The 20,036-nt window shown below is 33.7% G+C and carries 15 protein-coding genes; 3 read left to right on the top strand and 12 right to left on the bottom strand.

The genetic code is table 11. The annotated features are described in order from the left end of the window. Positions 1–92: 92 nt before the first annotated feature. Together OZP07_RS09295 and OZP07_RS09290 are read left to right on the top strand one after the other, a co-directional pair. The gene (locus OZP07_RS09295; protein ID WP_281638123.1) at positions 93–491 is read left to right on the top strand and encodes an NUDIX hydrolase; all 399 of its coding nucleotides are present in this window, start codon (positions 93–95) and stop codon (positions 489–491) included. Between the two features lie 951 nt (positions 492–1,442). Next, complete coding sequence (locus tag OZP07_RS09290; RefSeq protein WP_281638122.1) at positions 1,443–2,870, top strand: hypothetical protein; 1,428 nt, start codon at positions 1,443–1,445, stop codon at positions 2,868–2,870. 79 nt (positions 2,871–2,949) lie between these two features. Here the strand turns inward: OZP07_RS09290 and OZP07_RS09285 are convergent, their stop codons facing one another. From OZP07_RS09285 to OZP07_RS09265, 5 genes are all read right to left on the bottom strand, one after another. Beyond that, positions 2,950–3,831 (bottom strand): ORF6N domain-containing protein, encoded by an 882-nt coding sequence (locus OZP07_RS09285; protein ID WP_281638121.1) that lies wholly within the window; start codon positions 3,829–3,831, stop codon positions 2,950–2,952. Positions 3,832–3,886: 55 nt separating this feature from the next. Next, positions 3,887–4,249: a topoisomerase C-terminal repeat-containing protein gene (locus tag OZP07_RS09280; RefSeq protein WP_432419549.1), complete on the bottom strand. Its 363-nt coding sequence runs from the start codon at positions 4,247–4,249 to the stop codon at positions 3,887–3,889. 42 nt (positions 4,250–4,291) lie between these two features. Beyond that, positions 4,292–7,462 (bottom strand): hypothetical protein, encoded by a 3,171-nt coding sequence (locus OZP07_RS09275; RefSeq protein ID WP_281638120.1) that lies wholly within the window; start codon positions 7,460–7,462, stop codon positions 4,292–4,294. Continuing rightward, a complete protein-coding gene (locus tag OZP07_RS09270) occupies positions 7,455–8,339 on the bottom strand; it encodes an ABC transporter ATP-binding protein (protein WP_281638119.1) in 885 nt (294 codons plus the stop codon). Before OZP07_RS09270 ends, OZP07_RS09275 begins: the two co-directional genes overlap by 8 nt. 61 nt (positions 8,340–8,400) lie before the next feature. After that, on the bottom strand, positions 8,401–10,557 hold the full coding sequence (locus OZP07_RS09265; protein ID WP_281638118.1) for a TonB-dependent receptor: 2,157 nt from the start codon (positions 10,555–10,557) through the stop codon (positions 8,401–8,403). A gap of 110 nt (positions 10,558–10,667) precedes the next feature. Between OZP07_RS09265 and OZP07_RS09260 the strand changes: the two genes are divergently transcribed. Further along, positions 10,668–11,651, top strand: coding sequence for a helix-turn-helix transcriptional regulator (locus tag OZP07_RS09260; protein ID WP_281638117.1), 984 nt, complete (start codon positions 10,668–10,670; stop codon positions 11,649–11,651). Positions 11,652–11,808: 157 nt separating this feature from the next. On the opposite strand, the gene OZP07_RS09255 is transcribed toward OZP07_RS09260, so the two are convergent. The 7 genes from OZP07_RS09255 to OZP07_RS09225 are packed head-to-tail and all read right to left on the bottom strand — an operon-like array spanning position 11,809 to position 20,027. Further along, positions 11,809–13,047, bottom strand: coding sequence for a GTP-binding protein (locus tag OZP07_RS09255; protein ID WP_281638116.1), 1,239 nt, complete (start codon positions 13,045–13,047; stop codon positions 11,809–11,811). An 11-nt stretch (positions 13,048–13,058) separates the two neighbouring features. Continuing rightward, complete coding sequence (locus tag OZP07_RS09250) at positions 13,059–14,414, bottom strand: DUF3526 domain-containing protein (RefSeq protein WP_281638115.1); 1,356 nt, start codon at positions 14,412–14,414, stop codon at positions 13,059–13,061. Position 14,415: 1 nt separating this feature from the next. Then, complete coding sequence (locus OZP07_RS09245) at positions 14,416–15,852, bottom strand: ABC transporter permease (RefSeq protein WP_281638114.1); 1,437 nt, start codon at positions 15,850–15,852, stop codon at positions 14,416–14,418. A gap of 11 nt (positions 15,853–15,863) precedes the next feature. Further along, positions 15,864–18,164 (bottom strand): TonB-dependent siderophore receptor, encoded by a 2,301-nt coding sequence (locus tag OZP07_RS09240; RefSeq protein WP_281638113.1) that lies wholly within the window; start codon positions 18,162–18,164, stop codon positions 15,864–15,866. Positions 18,165–18,186: 22 nt separating this feature from the next. Further along, positions 18,187–18,882 carry an ABC transporter ATP-binding protein gene (locus OZP07_RS09235; RefSeq protein ID WP_281638112.1) on the bottom strand — a complete coding sequence of 232 codons (696 nt, stop codon included), beginning with the start codon at positions 18,880–18,882 and terminating at the stop codon, positions 18,187–18,189. 19 nt (positions 18,883–18,901) lie between these two features. Beyond that, positions 18,902–19,204: a DUF4919 domain-containing protein gene (locus tag OZP07_RS09230; RefSeq protein WP_281638111.1), complete on the bottom strand. Its 303-nt coding sequence runs from the start codon at positions 19,202–19,204 to the stop codon at positions 18,902–18,904. A gap of 10 nt (positions 19,205–19,214) precedes the next feature. Next, entirely contained in the window at positions 19,215–20,027 is an 813-nt protein-coding gene (locus OZP07_RS09225) for a 5'-nucleotidase, lipoprotein e(P4) family (RefSeq protein ID WP_281638110.1), read from the bottom strand. Positions 20,028–20,036: the final 9 nt, after the last annotated feature.

Here is a 20,036-nt window from a genome sequence, read left to right as displayed (position 1 = left end):
TTGGAAAGTTGGAGTATAAAAACGAAAACTTGAAAAGCAGAAATGTGAAAGTTGGAATCGAAAATTGCAGACAAAATGAAAAAAGAAATCTGATGAAAGAAATTGATAAAATTGCATTAATAAAAATTGAAAATGGTCAAATTTTAAGCACAAAATCAAAAGGAAAAAATAAATATTATATTCCAGGAGGAAAAAGAGAAAATGAAGAAACCGACGAGCAAACTTTAATTAGAGAAATTCAAGAAGAATTAAGTGTCAAAATAATAAGTGAATCTATCGAATATATTGGAACGTTTAAAGCTCAATCAGACGGAGCTATTGAAGGAGTAATTGTAAAAATGACGTGTTATAAAGCTAATTACATTGGAAATCTAAAAGAAAATAATGAAATAGAAGAAATTAAATGGTTAAATTACAAAGATTTAAACATAATATCGGAAGTTGATAAAATAATATTTAAGCATCTGAAAGAAAACGGATTGCTAATTTGAACGGAAAAACAAATAGAATAAAATCGAGTAGACGGCTCCGCCCCCAACGGAACGGAGTGCGCCTCTCACACCACCGAACGTACGGGTCACGTATTCGGCGGTTCGCAAATCGTCATCCAAAAGCTCTTTACACCTCTTGGGCTATCCATAATTTACTTTAAGACTAGGCTAAGATAACTTTCCTAATCGAATTTCTTGGAGATTTGCGTTCAGTCCTTCCTTGTTTGTGAGTCCTGTGCGGTATCTATTCGCAACTCGTTGCCCCAAGCACTATGACCTCTGCTGACTTCTTGGCTTAACCAACTCGTAGTTGCCAAGACCTCCCCTGGTAAGAACTTTTTCCTTCGGTCTATCCCCGCTGCATCTACATAACAACAACCTGATTTCATAGCATGTTCAGGACACTGTTTTGGACTTCGTATTGCTGTGCATACTCATCCTTGTTGCTATGCCTCTTATGCAATTTCTGTTCGTCGGTACAGACTTTTGCCGGTTCGCTTCCTTCAGTTCTAGCTTCACAGCTAACAACCTTGCGACGTGCTAATGGTTCGGGTTTTCAATCCGCCCATAAGGGACTTACACCCTCTGGAAAAATACACGCTGTAGGATTTGTTTTCTAATCCAAAATTTGTATTTTCGGATTTTTATCTAACACTACAGCGTGTGTCCTGCTCATGCAGGGCACACAAAGTCGTTACAAGAGATTTGAGCATTTGGCTTAATTTGAAAATTGTCTTGTATTTGGGAAGTTTTGGCAAATCCGAAAATAAGGCTTTATTTAATCCCAAACCTCTTGTAGCGACGAGACTGTCAGGCTGTGAAAAAACTAAGTCAAAAAGAGAAACTATTCGGATACCTGTCGGAGAAAAATTTGACACAGCCGATTCTGAGAGACACTTTTTGAGTTTATTCACAGACTAACGGTAGGTACAATTTAAAAAAAAACAGAAAATGAGTAAATATATAGGCGAAATTATAATGAGAGATGTATCTGATTCTATTAGTGAAGTAGAACAAAATCACGCTCCATTAAACACTGACTTTAAAGTACTGACGAGAGCATTTTTAAATTACTTCATTTCTGACGACTGTCTAACCTTATCTTTTCAAGACTTACGTGACAAATATGTTGAAAGATTTGATGCTGAAAAATATGATTTAATTGAAGTTGTTCCTAAAAGTGAAAACGAATTTTACAATAAAATTTGCGAAACTTATTTTTGTTTGGTTCCTAATCACTCTGGAAATTTGGAGCAAAAGGTAAAAACGATTATCGAAGACCTTAATAAGATAGAAAAAGATAAATCCGACTATATAAAGCAACTTGAAGATTTAAAAAACAAGGAATTTGAAGAAGGTAAAAATTATAAAGAAAAATTATTAATTCACTTCATCGGCAAACAGAAAGAAGCTGAACAACAAATACTTTCTTACATCAAAAACCACCTTTCAACTGAGACAAACAAAAATAAAATTCAACTACCATCAACATTTCAACTATTTCCGCACTATACTTACCATTATAATTTTGCTCAACACACTTACAAATTAGAATATCTTTCTGAAATTAGAAACAAATTAGGAAACCTTGCTCTGCGCAGATATTTTGAATTAGAAAAATTATATAGAACAAACAAAATCGAATTTTTAGAAGAATTAAAAAAGGATTTTAGTCTTGATGTAACCATCAATTCTATTAAAAATTCTATCAATAAAAATAAAAGATTGTCACAAAGAAAAGAACTTATTGATGATATTTTAGACTTGATTGAAAAAGGAAAAACACAGCTCTTTTGTAATGTCGTTCCACAGCAAATAGAAGGTATTTTATATGACTATTGTATTGAATTTGGTATTGCTGAAAACTCACTATTAAATTCATCACTTGGCGACAAGATTAATCTCTTAATGGAGAAAGAGAATACAGAAGTTGATTATGAATATTTTGCTTTTATATTTCCATTAATTAGAAACAGAGTAGCTCACGGCAAACTAATTGACCAAAATTTAGATTTAAATTCTTGGTTATTATTACTTGATTTGAAGTCAGCCTGTGAATGGTTAATATCTGATAAATTAGATTCTAATAAAAACATAAACTTCATAAATGCTTTAAACGAAAGAACTAATATTATTGAACTAATACAAATAGCACCAATAATCAAATCCGGGATAGACGAATTTTACAGTGATGCAAAAACAAAATTGAACGAACAAAAAGAAATTTTACGATCTAAATTACTTGAGACAAATTTCCCATACGACTTAATAACTTCGGACAACAAAGGAATTGTTTTAGAAAATCTTCGTCAATTGAAAAAAATAGGAATTAATGACCAAGAATGTAAAACAATTATAGACAAAATAAACGGTGCTTAACATCCGAAATATAGGGAATTAAAAATAGACAAGAATAAAAACAGACTTTTCCGATGAAGCGAGTGAAATAAATTAAGGTTTATCGGTTTTTCAAAATTTGAAGCATCTTACCAACTTCAATATCCATTCGTGAAAAGGCAAACCATTTTTTACCCAGGTCTTTCAGTGATGCTCCGATATGATAAAGCTCTTTATTGTCAATAATTAAAAAACGGTCGTGGGCATCGGAAAAAATCTCAATTTCAATAGGAGGATATTGGCTGTTGTACCGTTGCAAGTCCAGCCGTAGTTGATTGCTGATAGTTTTAGTATAGATTGTTGCGGTGACATTATCCTTACGTTTGCCCAATAAGGTCAGCACTGTATCATCCACATAATTATCAATCAGAACAATGGAACTTTTAGTCCTTCGCATAATATCTGAAATAAAAGTATAGGCATCGAAAATCTGCCCGTTGTAGAAAATACCTTTTTCGCTGTGGAGCTTGTCGCTTTCCATCGCCTTAAAAATGGCTTCAAATTTTTGGTCAGCTTCCAGTTGTTTAATTTCAATCTTATCCAAACGATGAAACAAAGAAGCGTTGCTGATAATCATTCTACGCATTTCTACAAAGGCTTCCATAATTTCAACACTGACTTTAACAGCAATATCTGAACGAAGTATGGCAGAAGCCATTGCAACACCTTGTCCGGTAAAAACATAAGGCAGATAACGTCTTCCGCCGTAACTCAAACTTGAGGTTCCAAATTGGAACCTCAAGTTTTCAACCTCTTCTTCGGTCAGTTGAAAACAAAAAGAAACAGGAAACCTTTCAATATTTCTTTTTACGGCTTTGTTCAGGTTCTTTGTTTCCACCTGGTATAAGGAAGCGAGGTCGTTATCCAGCATCACTTGCTTTCCACGTATGGAATAAATCAGATTTCTGATTTCCGTTGTGCTAATGGCAGGTTTATTTTCCATTACTTTTTGTAGTTTTTATTTTTAGCAAACTCAAAGGAACTTTCGGCTTTGTCATTTAAGACGATGAGGCGTCGAACTTCTTTTCTGCTTTGCTTTTCATTCCTTTGATGAGTGAAGTTTTGCCCTTGCTGACAAGGCTTTCAATATCGGCTATACCGATTTGTACGCCACACACATTACGAAACTGCACCCAATTACAAACCTCATCGGGACATTTGACAATTTTATCACGGATAATAAGTTGCTGGCTTTTGCATTTCGGACAAACCAATTTAGGCAGGTTATTTTGGGCAATGGAAGTTTGCAATAATTCATTGGTAATAGATGAAGCGTAAGTTTCCATTTCCTTTAGAAATACCCCTGCATCAGCTTCGTTGTTCTCGATTTTCTGCAATGCGAGTTCCCATTCGGCAGTCATTGCCACGTCTGCTATATTTTTAGCAAAACTTTAGATGTTTATTTATTCTAAAAATGTAAAATCTTTAGCCGAAATTTTCTTGTCTTTGTTTACCGAATAGAATGTCCTTAATTTGTCTAAAAACACAGCGGTTCCTTGCTTTTTGGACAATTTATAAAGTTCTAATCCTCCTTTTGATTCTGAAATATAATCGGCATAATCGTCACTTTGTTTCCAATGTATTTCTTTATTGCTGGCAGAGGAAATTCCTTTTTGATAATCATCTTCTAAATTTTTTAGATGCTGTTCTAAAATAGGATTCCCAAAATCTTTTTGCACAAAATGTAAAGCCAAATATTCTGGAATTGATTTTATTATTACAGGAAAACCTTGTGATTTCGTTAGATATAATCTTTGTACATATTGTTTTGCAATCATTTTAGTAAACAAGTAATTGATAAATTCGTCGTTCGTATTATTACTGGTTTTAGCAATCCAAGCATAGTTTTCGGGCAAATAAATTATATTATCAGCCGTTTCTAATTTGTTATCGTATCGTGGACGTTCAGCAATTATTATTGTGGGATAAGGATAATTTCCAAAAATTGGATACAAATTCTGCAATGCTTTTTTTACTGCATTTTCAATAAGATCAAGATTATATAAATGATTTGGGTGTGCATAAATTTCAATTTTTGAGGGCTTGCTGTCTGATGTTTTAGTAATTTCAATTTTCTTGGAATAGAATTTGGCCGATAGAATTGCAAAATCATACCAAGCACCTGAAAAGGATTGGTAGTTATAATAATTTCTTGCATTGCTTACCCACTCTTTTTTGAGTACTCCTGGAGCAATTATACGTTGCTCTTTTGCTGTACTTATTGTAAAATCATAGCTGATACTATCCGCGAATGATGAGGCATAAACATTATCACTAACTTTAGGCAAACGATTATGCAATTTGGTTAAACCTAAAAGGGAACGGTATTGATTTTTAGAAACAATTCTATCAGCATCAAAACCAATAAATTTTGGAAAAATATCGTTTTTAAAATAAGATCCGTTAAAAGTTAAATGCTGTTGTGGATCATTATTTGTAAATCCTTTGTGCTGAATGTTTGCTTCTACTACAAGTTCTACCTGTTGATTTTTTTCTATGGCAGGCGTTATCAAATAAATTGTGTGCTTTAGTTTTTTATCATCTTGAATTATTTTCAGATTATGATTTTTTACGGCCAATTTTTTGATAGTATAAAAGTCAATCCATTCAATATGCAAGGTGTCTATTTTTTTATTGTTTTTACTTTTTAAGGTCATTTCTGCATTTAGCAATAAATATCTCTCATTTGGGAACAAATCTATAGTTGCCTTTATGTCTGTAACCTTAACCTGCTTGCTATTACTATATTTACTGTATTTTTTTTCATACAAAGCGTTTTCTTCCCGTTGTTGCTCTTTGCTTAAAAATTCATTATCGATTACTGTTGTTTGATTTATTTTATTGGCATAAATCATAAAAATTGTTCCCGACAATAATAAACCCAATAGAATTGTATAGCTAAATCTCTTTTGGCTGTTTTTCACTCTTTGCAATAGTGATAATGGAATACCTCTTTGCCAAACAATAAAAGAAATAAAAAACAGGAATAAAGCGAATGATGACCAGTAAATTACAAAATAGCTATTTGCTTGTTCAAATATGCCATATCCATTCATATCGGTATAAAAATCGCCTCCGGGAGCAAATGTAAACAGGTATTTGAATTGTTCAATCATTCCCATTTCTTGGGTAACTGCCGTAAACATAAGCAACATACAAGTAATAATATAAGTGATGTGTTTTTTTGCCGTAATTGATGCAATAAAAACAGTCAATAATACATACTGAAAATATTTTGGCAACCACCTGCCAATCAATTCTCCTATATATACATCTATTTGGTAATCATAAAAGCCTTTAAAAGTTTGCACTACAATTCCCATTACAATAAAGCTTAATGAAAGCAAAAAAGATAAGAGGAACATTGACAAAACTTTAGATAAGATTACACTCCAATTTGGAGTTGGTGTAACGTCTGAAATTAACCAAAAATCGGCTGTTCGCTCTTTATATAATAATTCAGTTGTAGAAACAATAAGGAATAAATAAATAAAAAATGCCAGTGGTTTGGTTACTTTTAGAATTTCTGAAGTAATGGGTAATGTTTGCGTTTCTGAATAATAGGTTTGATGGTATATGGTAACATAAACGATAAAAAGTGTGAAAATGAAGCCCATAAAAATTTTAAAACCAATAGGTCGAATTGAATTTTTAAATTCAAATAATGCCATACGCAACATCGATGATATATTGCTTTTTAAGGATAAATCGATTTTAATTATAGGCAGATCTAATGTTGGAATTATTGTATTTGCTGGTTCATCATTTTTAAATTTATTTTTTTTCTCACTAAATTTTAAAAAAGAAAACCCCTTGTAAGCAACAAAAAGCAAAATAGTAGCAATGCTAAACCAAATAAGTCTATTGATGAGGAAAGACCCTTCGAGAGGTAATGTGAAACTGTTTTTTTGTAAAGCTGTAAGGTTTTCTAATTTTAAATGCAAATTGGCAAAACCAGAGGCATCAGCCATAGTATATACTTCTCCATAATCTTTGGAAGAGTCTCCAAAAATTAAAAGAACAAAAAATAAGAGTGTTCCTATGTAAGCACCCATATTTTTTTTCATTATTGTTGCAAGTGAAAAACTGACACTAAAATAAACAAAAATATTAGGTAAAAAAATGTAAAAAATAGCTTTAAAAAAATTAGCCATATCAAAAGTCATCAGCTTTTCTTGAGGCGAAATACCAGTGTAAGGATATATTAAAATACCAATAAGGTAGCCTGTAGAGAGTGCTAATAAGATAAAAAAGGAACTCAAATAACGACTCCAGAAAAAAGCAGATTCACTTACAGCTGTGGTGTAAAACAGCGAGGCAGTTTTATCATCTAAATCTTTGCCCAATGCTTTGGATGCAAAAAAAGCTACCAGAATAAAAGTTAAGTATCCTGTTCCTGCCAGCACAGCGTAAACAATTGAAGGGGCATTATGAAACGAAGTATCGGCACTAAAAAAGTCTGAAGTGTGTTTTATGTAGAAAATTCCTTGAAGAACAAACAAAATAAAGAAAACATAATTCATTCTTTTTCTTGATTGCTGTTTAAGCTCAAATAAAAAAATATTTTTAAACATATTGATTTCTTTTAACATTTATTACTGAAAAGTAGGCGTCTTCTAAATTTGTTGCTTTTGGCCAAAAGCTACCATTAGGCATTTCAGGATCCAGTACAGTGATGATAACTTCGCCTCTATATATACGTGAAGAAATAATATTATACTCTTGATTGTATTTTTCAAAATCATTTTTTTTAATTTTTTTCTCCCAAATTTTATTCTCTAAACTCATTTCAATATCATCTGGATCTCCGGTTATTAGCACTTTTCCGTTGCCAATAATAGCCATATCATTACACAAAGTGTTTACATCTTCGACAATATGTGTCGATAAGATTACAACAGCATTTTCTCCTATTTCACTCAAAATATCATAAAATCTATTGCGTTCTACAGGATCTAACCCTGCCGTTGGCTCATCTACTATTATAATTTTAGGGTCTGAAATAAGTGCTTGCGCAATGCCAAAACGCTGTTTCATTCCTCCCGAAAAAGTTCCTAGTTTTTTATTTCTTGAATCCCATAAGTTAACTTTATTCAAAAAATAATTCGTTACTTCTAGAATATTCTTTTCGTTTTCGATTCCTTTTAAGCGGGCAATATGACGCAGTAAATCTGTCGCTGAAACATCAGAGTACACTCCAAATTCTTGGGGTAAGTATCCTATTATTTTTCGCATTTCATTGGGCTGTTTAAAAACATCTATTTCATTGAATTTAATGCTTCCTGAATCAGCTTCTTGCAGAGTAGCAATTGTTCGCATCAGGCTTGACTTTCCGGCTCCATTTTGCCCAAGCAAGCCAAACATTCCTTTTTTAATCGTTAAATTTATATTATCTAGGGCTTTGTGTCCGTTTGAATAGGTTTTCGAGAGGTTTTTTATTTCGAGTTGCATATTTTTTTTATTATGAGATAATTATTCTATCTATTGATTCATTTTTTAGATTTTTTCTTACTTATAAATCTACTCTAAGTGTAGTTCCAAAAGTTTGAGGCGCACCTAACAATGAATAGCCGTTACTAGCTGATGATGCATTAAAGAAAGCCAGATATTTACTTTTTGTAGCGTTTTTTATCCAGAAACTCAATTCCCAGCAACCGTGTTTTACAGCTAGATTTGCATTGAGGATATGAAAAGGGGCTTGCTCTACAGTATTATAATAATTCATATATTGCTGTCCGTAATATTTCCATTCTGGTGTAAATCGTATATCGGTATTTTTAAAAATAGTGTGTTGATACGAGAACGAAAGCGTGGAGGTAATATTAGGCGTAAAAACCTGTTTGTTTCCTTTATAATCCAAAACAGTAGTTGGATTGCTCGGATCCAAAAGCAATAAAGATTTGAATTCTGTTTGCGTGAATCCTAGATTATAATCCACTTGAAATCCTTTGAAAATAAGAGCTGAAATTTCAGCTTCAGCACCATACAAATTAAGTTTTCCGTTGTTTGTAATTGCTTGTTCTAAATAATCAGGAGGCAAAAAACCCGTTTGCTGTTGATCATTCCATATACTGTAAAAAAAGGTGGTGTTTGTTCTAAATTTATTGCCAAGCCATTGTGATTTTTGTCCTATCTCAAAAGTGTTTAAATACTGTGGTTTGTAGGAAGTATAATTTGGGTTTGTAGTGTATTGATTCAAACCGCCGGGATTAAATCCTCTTGAATAATTAGCAAACAACAAAAAATCATCTTTTAATTTGTAAGCAAAACCGAGCCTTGGAGAAATTGCTACATCTTTTCCAGAGAAGTTTTTTTCTGGATTCATCATAGGTGGATAGGGTTCTTTTATAAAATCTCCTTTTAATACCATTTCTCTCCAAGAATAATCTAATCGCAGTCCAGCAATAACATCCAGTTTATCGGTAAGGGCATAATTTATATTGGTGTAAACGGCTAATCCGTATTCTTTTCTGGTAGATTGATTTCCTGTACTAAAAGGCGCACTTGCATAATTGGACCCCAAAGCCACCGCATCGCTACCAACAAACGTTCGTGTTTCTGTATTGTAATGATCATCCAGAAAACCATACAATCCCATTACATACCGCAATTTGTCTTGATTTTTGGTGGCTATTTTAAACTCTTGCGTAAAAGTGTTTATAGGGTCATTTTGTGTGAATTTAAACCAATCATATTTCGTAAAATCGACATCATAATCGTCATATTTATCATTTAGGAAGGTGTAACCACTAACAGACGAGAAAATATGTTTGTCTGTTTCGTATTTTGCCAAAAGAGAGTTAGTAAATAAGGTTCGTTTTTCAACATTTTTTCCATTAGCACTATTGGTGTATGGTGTGTCAAAAGCTTCTTCTTTTGTATTCACATAGGGAAAAATTCCTTTCAAATTATTGTATTCAATTCTGGAATTTAATCGCAATGAAAACCCATTATTTCCAACATATTTCAAAAAAATATTACCACCTGTATTTTGTGTTTTATCATAATTTCCATTCAGAGTAGTGTTGTAATAAATCCCCGCAAGACCATTGTGATATAGTGAAGCTCCCGCAAAAAGTTTATCCTTTATAATTGCTCCAGATGCCCCAGCTTTTGTGCGCAGTAAATTATAATTTCCAACACCTACCTCGCCAAAAGTGTGAAAAACATTGGTTGGTTTTTTTGTAGTTATTGCAATTATACCACCAAAAGCATTTCCGCCGTACAAGGTACTTTGTGGCCCTCTAAGAATTTCTATGCGTTCTATATTCTCAATCTGACTAGACATAGAATAGGCATTTAGAATAGGAACATCATCTAAACTGACCCCTACCAATGAAGAAGTGGCACTAAATTGAAAAATTCCTCTCAAGGATATAAAATTAAGTGTTGGACTTCCAGCATTTGAAACATAAAGATTTGGCGCAAATCCTGAAATATCATTTAAGGATTGAATAACACTGTTTTTTATTTTTTTTTCATCAATAACCGTAATTGGAGTGGCTGTTTTTTGTACTTTATTTTCCCTTTTTTCTCCATAAACGGTAACTTCATCGAGTACATTTTGTTTTGAAATAGGAATTGTATCCTGGGCATTTATAATTTGGGTAAAAAACAGAACAGAGGATAGGTATAATAGTTTTGAATTCTTGAATTTAATAATTTTCACGACGACTTATTTAGAATGTTTATAAATAATTTTTTAACTTTGCGAAGTTACTTTTAGATAAACAGAACAGCGTACGCCAAAAGGAATAAAACCTACGTAATACGGAAAAAATGAAAATACGATTGCATAGTGCAGACCTAGGAGAAATATTTTTAGAATCTAGTCAAAATGGTTCAATTACTAACCAATCAGATATTGTGGAAGTAACCCATAAGAATGATTTTTTTTTTGGAAAAGGAGAATATAAAGAATTATACTTTGATGGAATACATATTGGCTACGGCAATATAGAGGTAGCCAAAACTACTATTATCCAAGTAGATACTGATATGGAAACCGTTGAGATGCATTTTGCGCTGTCAGGAAACAGTCAGTCCATTTGTAATGACACCAAAAAGAGCATAGAATTTGGTATTAATCAGCATAATATTATTTACGCCAATCAATTTAAAGGGGAAATGATATGGAGTCCTGACACAGGATTGCAAATTTTTGAAGTAAATTTACTTCCTCAATTTTTTGCAAATTTTTTACCGGAACAAGGCGTATTATTTAAAAATTTTGCAAAAATAATTAATAAAAAAACTACAGGCTTTCTCAACAAACATAATTTGAGAATAACCGTTAAAATGCATTCTGTAATAAATGAAATTATCAGTTGCAATCGAAAAGGAATATTCAAAAAAATGCTAATTCAAGCCAAAGTTATTGAATTACTCCTTTTACAATTAGAACAAATGAGTGAACACGAATGCGAAGTATTTTGTTCTCTGAAAAAAAAGGATATAGAAAAAATGCACAATGCAAAAGAACTTATTTTAGCGAATTTAAACACTCCTTGTTCACTCATTACGCTAGCACACCAAGTTGGCACGAATGAGTTTACGCTGAAAAAAGGCTTCAAAGAAGTCTTTGGAACAACGGTTTTTGGATTAATCAATGATGAAAAAATGGAACTTGCAAAAAAAATGCTCCTTGAGGAAGGTTACGCAGTTAATCAGGTGTCTGAATTAATTGGATATAAAAACCCTCAACATTTTACTACAGCCTTCAAAAAAAAATATGGAATAGTTCCTAGTGCCATAAAAGAGTAGTCATTAATATAACTAAAAGAAATATATTATAAATTTTAGTTGTAAAAAAGAACAATCTTAAAAACTATTACAAATCTAATAGAATCTGAAAAAACGGCTCATTATTATAATGAACCGTTCTACCAACTAAAACAAAAAACTATGATTTTGAAAAAAGTTAATCGTGTAAAAAAGCAGTTTCTGTGGTTGTGCTAGTAGCTCTAGGGATAGGAAAAGGGTCTTTGTTGGAGAAAAAACCATCTTGCAAATCCATAATTTCATCAGCGGTGCAAAGGCAGTTTTCTAGTTCTTGGCGCACTTCTTTTTCGTCAAAAGAAATACCGATGAATACCAATTCGTTTAGTCGATCGCCATAATCTAGTGTCCAGCGTTCTTCAATAATTTCTTGGTTTTCGACAAAATTATTAAAGTTTTCACGTTCGCTTAAAGGCATACTTGCCCACCAAACGCCTGCACTTTCGGCTTTCATAGAACCGCCAGCCTGACTCCAGTTGATGGCTTGCTCTGGGCGTGATGCCATCCAAAACAAACCTTTGCTACGGATGATGGTTGGCGGAAAATCTTCCGAAATAAAATTCCAAAATCGATACGGATGAAAAGGTTTTTCGCTTCTAAAGACAAACGAACTAATGCCATATTCTTCGGTTTCGGGTGAGTGGATGCCTTCCAATTCCCGAATCCAGCCAGCGGAATTTTCGGCTTCTTCGTAATTGAATAATCCGGTGTTGATGATTTCGTTTGGATTGACTTTTCCTAATTCCGAACAAAGAATTTTGGCTACTGGATTCAGTTTATGAATAGACGCTTTTAGGGTTTCTAATTGGCTTTCGGTTACTAAATCGGTTTTGTTAAGGATAATGACATTGGCAAATTCTACCTGATCCACCAGTAGATTTACAATGGTTCGATTGTCATTTTCGATGTTGGTCGCTTTGATGTCTTCTAGTGTTTTAGCAGAACCAAAATCTTTAAAAAAGTTGAAAGCATCCACCACCGTTACCATCGTATCGATATAACTAAAACGTGATAAATCGATATTTTCGTCTTCGTTTACAAACGTAAAAGTTTGTGCTACCGGAATGGGTTCGCTAATGCCTGTGCTTTCTATCAATAAATAATCAAAACGGTTTTCTTTGGCGAGTTTTTCTACTTCAATCATCAAATCTTCTCGTAGGGTGCAACAAATACAGCCGTTACTCATTTCTACTAACTTTTCTTCGGTACGAGAGAGCGTCATTTCGGCTTTAACCAAATTAGCATCTACATTGACTTCGCTCATATCATTAACGATTACAGCAACTTTCAATCCTTCTTTGTTGTGAAGAATGTGATTGAGTAAGGTTGTTTTTCCTGCTCCAAGAAATCCTGATAGTACGGTTACGGGAAGTTTTTTCATTGTTTTCTATATTAAAAGGATTGTTTTTTTGTGTTTCTAAAATTCAGCCAACCTAGAATAATCAATACTAAATTGAAAATTAGCAATGGAAAAATTGATTTAAAAAAATCGATTTTTGAAGCGTCAATAAAAGTTTCTACTTTAAAATTCTCCCATTTTTCTTTGTTTACTGGAGCATTATCAAATATTTTTGGATAAAAATACAAACGCAATTTTTCGTGAAACTTCAGGGTTTCTTGCAGGAATAGCAGTTGGTTTCCTAAATCGGCTTTTGCCAATTCATTCAGTAGTATTTGAGTATGTAATGTGGGTATAAATTGTGTAATGCTTTGGCTGATGCTGTTTCTTTGTTTTAATTTTGTAGCTAATTCTTGTGATTGAACCGCCGATTCATCATCGCCCATTTGTTGCATCGCATAATACCACAACCAGCTAAATTCCTCTTTTGGTAAGGGATAAATTTTGAATTGTGGATAATGCTGGTAGAATTTCTCCATCGTAGCTTTTTTATCCATATCCCATTTTTCATGATAGGCATTTCGTTGTTTCAAAGTCAGTTCTAACGCTTCGGGAACAGGATATTTATTCACGATGTATGTGTTGATTGTAGCTGGGAGAATAATAATCAGAAACAACCAGATCGTTAATAAAATTACGGCATTGAAATTGGAATTTTTTTGAAGCGAAACAATGTAAAAACAAACTGCAAACCAAAAAAGTAGGTACAAAATACTGATGATGTAAAAAGTAAAAAGGGATTGGTCAAATGGAATTTGTAAAAAGAAAACTGCAACAAAAAGTACAATTGTCAACAATACAATCAAACTTAAAATACGGATATAGAATAATTTCAGAATAAATAAAAAGGTATTGTTGCTTTGCGTAGCCACAATTTTCCAGGTTCCGGACTCTTTTTCTTCGGAAACAATGTTATAGGTAAATGCAATAATCAGAAGCGGAAAAAGATAAACGAGTACAAAACTAAAATCGATATTTCCTAACATCAAATTATTCGGATTATTTAATTCCGAATCGTATTTCTGACCTTCCAAACCCCGAATAGTAACACTTTGTATTGACGGATTGACATCCCGCTGCCCAATGGCCAGACTGTTTATCGGGAACGTTTTATTGACCAATGAAAACTTGATATAATAGAGCAGTAGTCCCATTTCGTCTGAATGATAAGACGCATTTCTCGCAATATGTTCTTTTTGATACCTTGCCACTTCTACTATATTTTGGCTTTGCTTTTGTTGGAACTGATGACCAATTAAAAGGCTTATGAACCCGATAAGCAACAAAAAAAGCAACCCAATTTTTGTTCCTTTCGATCGTATGAAATTTTTAAATAATAATGCTAACATATTAAATGGCTTTTAGGTTTTTAGCGGCAATTTTAATAAAGATAAACAGCAGGCTAATCCAAAGAATAATAGAAATAACAGAAATGATTTCGCTTTTTAAAACATCCCAAATTCCTTTTGGCTCATAATGAAATTCGGGTACGTCAGCCCAATGATTTTTATCAATTGCATCCGGTTTACTTTTATCATTACTGATATATTTGATTTGCAAAGCGTTCATTTTTTGTGCCATTGTGTAGCGATACGCTTCGGCTTTTTTTTGAAAATCGATGTACGAATCATAATCGGTATTCGATAATCCCATCGATAAATTTTTCATCGCGATATAGGGATTTATAAACGAAACTGTTTTTGAAAAGCTGTTCTGTTTTTTATAAATTTCAAGCAAGCTTTCCAGATGTTTGTTGTAAATATTCGAACTTATTTTTTCGCCTTCGGTCATAATAAAGCCAGAATAATTGAAAGGCAATTTTTGAACCGAATCTACTTTGTAAGTTAGAAGCAATGAATCTTTTATCGCTTTATAATATGTATCATTGGGGTTGTGACTGTCGCCTTGTTTGAGAATGTCTTTTTCGATATCGCTGTTGAATTGTATTTTAGATGGGGCTTCAAAAATATAAGCGCCAACTGCCTGCGTAGTTCTTGGCAGAATTATGGTAAAAATCAACCAGATTCCGATCAACGAAACCAACGCTTTTTTTGCCGTTTTGCTTGAAGCAGAAATTAAAACGGCAATTGCACAAAAGAAAATCAGATAGATAAAATGAAAGAAAACAAACAACACCATTTTAATCGTTTCATCTGCCGAAATTGTAAAATTTTGAAGCAATAGCCAAACAAAAACCAAAACCATTATGGTTGGAATAAAAAGTATCATAACAACAGATGCAATTCCTATAGTTTTGCCCAGCAAAAGCTGTTTCCAATTAATCCCTTGACTTAAAAGAAGTTTTAAAGTTCCATTTTCTCTTTCGTAGGCAATCGAATTAAATCCCAAGAAGAAAATTAACAGCGGTAATAAAATTTGTAAAACCATCGCAATGCTGATTTCTCCAAAACGAAGCATACTGTTTGAGAATCCAGCTTCCGAAAAATTGGCTGTATTTTGTTTGTGTGCCTCCAGAAATATGGCATTCCCGAAAAACGGTTCCATTCCAAATTCAAAAACGCTTAACGAGGTACTTTTACGAAAAGCAAAGTTTCCGTAATGTGCCATTCTATGCGGATTTTTATCTGGATTTTTCAACCAGTCTTCTCTGGATTCGTGTTGGTATTTTTCGCTGGTTTCATTTTGGTTCGTGTAATTTTTCCAACCCGAAAATGCAGCATAAAGCAATAAAATACCAATAAAAATAGTGATGATATAAACAGCCTGATTTTTAAAAACAGATTTTCTAAAATGTGAGGCTATTAAATTTTCTACGTGTAATGACATAGCTAAATCAATTAAAACTTATAAGTCAGGGTCACGCTTACATTTCGTGGCGCACCAGGAAATAATCGCAAGTAGTTTTGAGCTCCCAGCCAATAGGTTTTATTGAATAAATTTCCGGCGTTGATAGCAATTTGCATATTACTTTTGTTGGGTTTATAATACAAAGCTGCATCAAAAGTTGTAAAATCAGGAAGCGTAAAGGCTCTCGTAAACCAAGGAATCTTGCTGCTCTGGTATTGCATTCCGAAACCAACTCCCAAATCTTTTAGAGCCGAATTTGAACTGAAATTGTAACGAGTCCAAAGGTTAGCACTGTTTTTTGGGGTGTTTTGTTTTCTTTCTCCAATTAATGCTGCATTGGCATCATTTGTAATTTTGGCATCGATATAACTGTAAGAAGCATTGATTTGCCAGTTTGGAGTGATGTAACCCGCTAGATCACATTCGAAACCACGACTGCGTTCAGAACCTCTTGTTACCAATAAATCGGGTTGAGTAGAATCATTGGCATTCATCAGAATATTGCGCTGATTGATTTCGTAAACCGCTGCATTAAAACTCATTGTATTGTTGAAAAAAGTAGTTTTCAGACCAACTTCTTTCAAATTACTTTCTAATGGATCGAACTGACTACCTGCGGGTAATGAACCCGTTTGTGGCATCAAAGTTACCGTGTTTGATTGTGGCTGATAGCCTTCGAGATAGGTGGTGTAAACATTTATAGCCTTGTTAATGGCATACGTAATTCCTATTCTTGGCAATAAAGCTTCTTTTTTAACCGTCAATTCATTGTTCGATTCGTAATTGGTAATATCTTCAAACCATTCTTTTCTCAAACCTAATAAAAAAGTAAATTTTTCCCATTGAATTTGATCCTGAATATAAATAGCATTTGTAGTGGTTAAGGCTGCTGGCAAGGCGGTTCTAACATTCAAAGAATAATCCTCAACATTTCGGATGGTATAACTTGGGTTGTTTAAATTAAAATAGTTCACATTTGGTTTTGGCATAACTACTCCATCCACAGTTATGGTTTGATAATTGGCGGAGTTGGCTACCACAAAAGAGCTGGCTACAGTGCCATCTTTTAATAAATATCCTCTTGCGGCATTTTGTCCACCGCCTTTGGTTTTGTTCCAACTGCTTAAATCATATCCAACCAGTAATTTATGATTGAGTTTCCCTGCTTTTAAATCAAAATTGAAATAAGTACTCAAATTATCCACATTCCAATACTGCTGACGCTGTACAAATTGCATCATTGCCAAACTAGTTACGGGCTTGTTGTTAATATCTACTGCAAAAGCATTTGTAGTTCTATGTTCCTGAAGATTTTCGGTCCAGGATTGTTTCATATACGAAGCATTAAAACCAATTTTGGAAGTGAATTTGTGTGCTAAACTCGTCATAAAGACCACATCTTTTGATTCAAAAAAATCATTTGGAGCACCTAAATTTAAACTTATGGGACTGCTGTTTAAACTGGTAACGCCAGCAACTGCTCCAAATATGGGTTGCCCTCGGTCTAGGTTTCCTGTCATATTACTCAAAATCAATTCGGTATTGATAGCTGTTTTTTCATTGGGAATGTAACTGAAAGAGGGAGATAATAGAAATGATTTATTACCTACCAAATCCCGATACGATTTAGCTTCCTGATACGCTCCATTTACTCTGTACAGCAGTGTTTTAGCTTCATTCAGTGGGCCTGTAAAATCTAAACTCCCTCGAAAAGTACTAAAACTACCCGCACTCAAACTCACTTCTTTTCTATTAACAGCCAATGGTTTTTTGGTAACCAAATTGACGCTTCCTCCAGGATCTACGGATGAAAAAGTAGCACTCGAAGGGCCTTTAATCACTTCAACTCGTTCTATATTATTGGTTAATGGTTGCAGAAAATAGTATTGGTGCGTTCGCATACCGTTGATGATTTGTCCCTCTTCATTTTGGCTTATACCTCGAATGGTATATTGATTGTAAAAACTGGCAGGAATTACACCACTTGCCATTTTTACGGCATCGGCTAGATAAAATGCGCCTTTGTCGGCAATCAATTCTTTGGTTATGGTCGATATGGATTGGGGGATGTCTTTATTAAGTGATGCTGTTTTTGTGGCTGAAAAAGAATAATCGCTATTGTATTTTTTGGAGGTACGACCTATGATTTCAACAGTTTGCAATTCGTTTCTACCAGTTTTCATTTCGATAGAATCTTTAGCAATGCTATCTTTTATTTTGTTGTTTATAGTTTGCGAATGAGCCGTATATAAGCCAATCATTAATAACAAAGAGGTGTATAATTGTTTCATTTTTAAGGTTATAAATTTATTTTTAAACAGTTTGTAAGTACAATTCTTCTAGCTCATTGGCAGAAATAGTATTGGCATTAATAACCGAAACTAAATGGCCTTCTTTCATAATTCCGATGTGGGTTGCCACTTCTCTGGCTCTAAAAATATCGTGGGTTGCCATCAAAATAGCCGTTCCATCGGTCGCAAGTTCTTTCAAGATTTGCGAAAATTCGTTGGATGCTTTTGGGTCTAAACCGCTTGTGGGTTCGTCAAGCAACAATACTTTGGCTTGTTTTGCAATGGCAATGGCAATGCCAACTTTTTGTCGCATTCCTTTGGAATATCCGCCTAGATTTTGATGATGCGCTGTTGACTGTAAACCTGCCTTGGTAAGAAAAGCGTCTAATTCTTCTGTAGAATATTGAAATCCCGCCAAGGATGAAAAGAATTTTAGGTTTTCTACACCCGTAAGATTTGGATACAGCATTACGGTTTCGGGGATGTAAGCCACGTATTTTTTAGTTTCTTGTGCATTTTCGACCACCGAAATTCCGTTTATTTTCAATTCGCCTTCGGTAGGTTTTATAAAGCCTAAAAACAAATTGATGGTGGTTGTTTTTCCTGCTCCATTTTGACCCAAAAGAGCAAAAATTTCCCCTGCTTTGATGTTTAGATTTAAAGAATTTAAAGCAATTTGATCGCCGTATTTTTTTGTTAGGTTTTCTGCTAGTAGCATATAGTTACTTTTTAAGGTATTAAATGGATAATTGTTTGGGAGTATTTTTTTGTTTGGACAGCACTTTAAAATATACCGTTCTGGAATCGATTTTGAAACTGTCATAAAAAACACCATCCTTTATATCCAGCTTTTGTATAATGGGAGTCAATTTCAAAAATCGGAGTAATTTGTATTCTTCATCGATAGTATAAACTTCAAAAGCAGTTTCAATAGAGCGACCATTGCCTGAATGCATTATTCGAATAATATCTTTCGGGGTGTCTTGTTTTGGTATCGCTAATGCTTTTAGCGATACCAATAGTATTAAGAGTGTTTTCATTTTTATTTTTTTAATATCCTTTCAACAATTCTCTTCTTATTTTTTCTTTTTCTTCATCTGTTTTATGGGTATAATCGTAGAGCGCATTTGCCCATTCTCCATAGGTGGCATTGGGCAGTACAATAAATTTTTTGCCCCATTGTTCTTGCTCGATGTCGGTGGCTGTAAATCTATCTGCAATTGATTTTTTTTCGAAAGTGTTTTTAAAATCATTCAGATTATCTCCCAGTAACATCACAATTTTATAGTCTTTGGCTATTGTAGTTCTTCTAATTTCTTTGGATGAAGTGTTGCTTTTAAATAGACAATGACTAGCATCGGCATTGGGTAATTGGAGGTTTTTTAAATCAATCAGCGTACTTTTTACAGCAGTTGTATCTCTATTGGAAACATAAAAAATAGTGAATCCTTTTTTGCTCGCTTCCTGCAAAAAAGCCACTGCTCCCGGAACTGCGGTAGTTTTGGACACTGCTGTCCATCGGTTCCATTCTTCATCGGTCATTTGTTTATTCTCTTTGATGAGTTGCGCTCCCACATAACTATTGTCTAGTATGGTTTCGTCCAAATCGGTAATGATGGCGAGGTTTCCTTTTTTGATTTCTTTTTTCGAAATTTCATTCAATCGCAGACTTGCCAAATTAAAGGCTTGATAACACAAGGCTCTATATTCTGCCGACATTTGTTGCCACAAAATGGGGAATATGGTAACTTGACTTTCATTCTTGTAAGCAATTGATTCTTGAGCATTTATTTCTTTCGAATGTAGAAATAAAGTTAGAAATAGAATGGCTAAAGCAATGTAATTGGTGTTCTTTGTCTTCATAATTAAGAT

It is taken from the genome of Flavobacterium marginilacus, from assembly GCF_026870155.1.
GTDB classification, from domain to species: Bacteria; Bacteroidota; Bacteroidia; order Flavobacteriales; family Flavobacteriaceae; genus Flavobacterium; species Flavobacterium marginilacus.
This window is presented reverse-complemented; position numbering and strand designations above follow the sequence as displayed.

Coding starts and splice junctions, on each gene's coding strand:
- OZP07_RS09295 (WP_281638123.1), top strand. CDS start 93: ATGAAAGAAATTGATAAAATTGCATTAATAAAAATTGAAAATGGTCAA.
- OZP07_RS09290 (WP_281638122.1), top strand. CDS start 1,443: ATGAGTAAATATATAGGCGAAATTATAATGAGAGATGTATCTGATTCT.
- OZP07_RS09285 (WP_281638121.1), bottom strand. CDS start 3,831: ATGGAAAATAAACCTGCCATTAGCACAACGGAAATCAGAAATCTGATT.
- OZP07_RS09280 (WP_432419549.1), bottom strand. CDS start 4,249: ATGACTGCCGAATGGGAACTCGCATTGCAGAAAATCGAGAACAACGAA.
- OZP07_RS09275 (WP_281638120.1), bottom strand. CDS start 7,462: ATGTTTAAAAATATTTTTTTATTTGAGCTTAAACAGCAATCAAGAAAA.
- OZP07_RS09270 (WP_281638119.1), bottom strand. CDS start 8,339: ATGCAACTCGAAATAAAAAACCTCTCGAAAACCTATTCAAACGGACAC.
- OZP07_RS09260 (WP_281638117.1), top strand. CDS start 10,668: ATGAAAATACGATTGCATAGTGCAGACCTAGGAGAAATATTTTTAGAA.
- OZP07_RS09255 (WP_281638116.1), bottom strand. CDS start 13,047: ATGAAAAAACTTCCCGTAACCGTACTATCAGGATTTCTTGGAGCAGGA.
- OZP07_RS09250 (WP_281638115.1), bottom strand. CDS start 14,414: ATGTTAGCATTATTATTTAAAAATTTCATACGATCGAAAGGAACAAAA.
- OZP07_RS09245 (WP_281638114.1), bottom strand. CDS start 15,852: ATGTCATTACACGTAGAAAATTTAATAGCCTCACATTTTAGAAAATCT.
- OZP07_RS09240 (WP_281638113.1), bottom strand. CDS start 18,164: ATGAAACAATTATACACCTCTTTGTTATTAATGATTGGCTTATATACG.
- OZP07_RS09235 (WP_281638112.1), bottom strand. CDS start 18,882: ATGCTACTAGCAGAAAACCTAACAAAAAAATACGGCGATCAAATTGCT.
- OZP07_RS09230 (WP_281638111.1), bottom strand. CDS start 19,204: ATGAAAACACTCTTAATACTATTGGTATCGCTAAAAGCATTAGCGATA.
- OZP07_RS09225 (WP_281638110.1), bottom strand. CDS start 20,027: ATGAAGACAAAGAACACCAATTACATTGCTTTAGCCATTCTATTTCTA.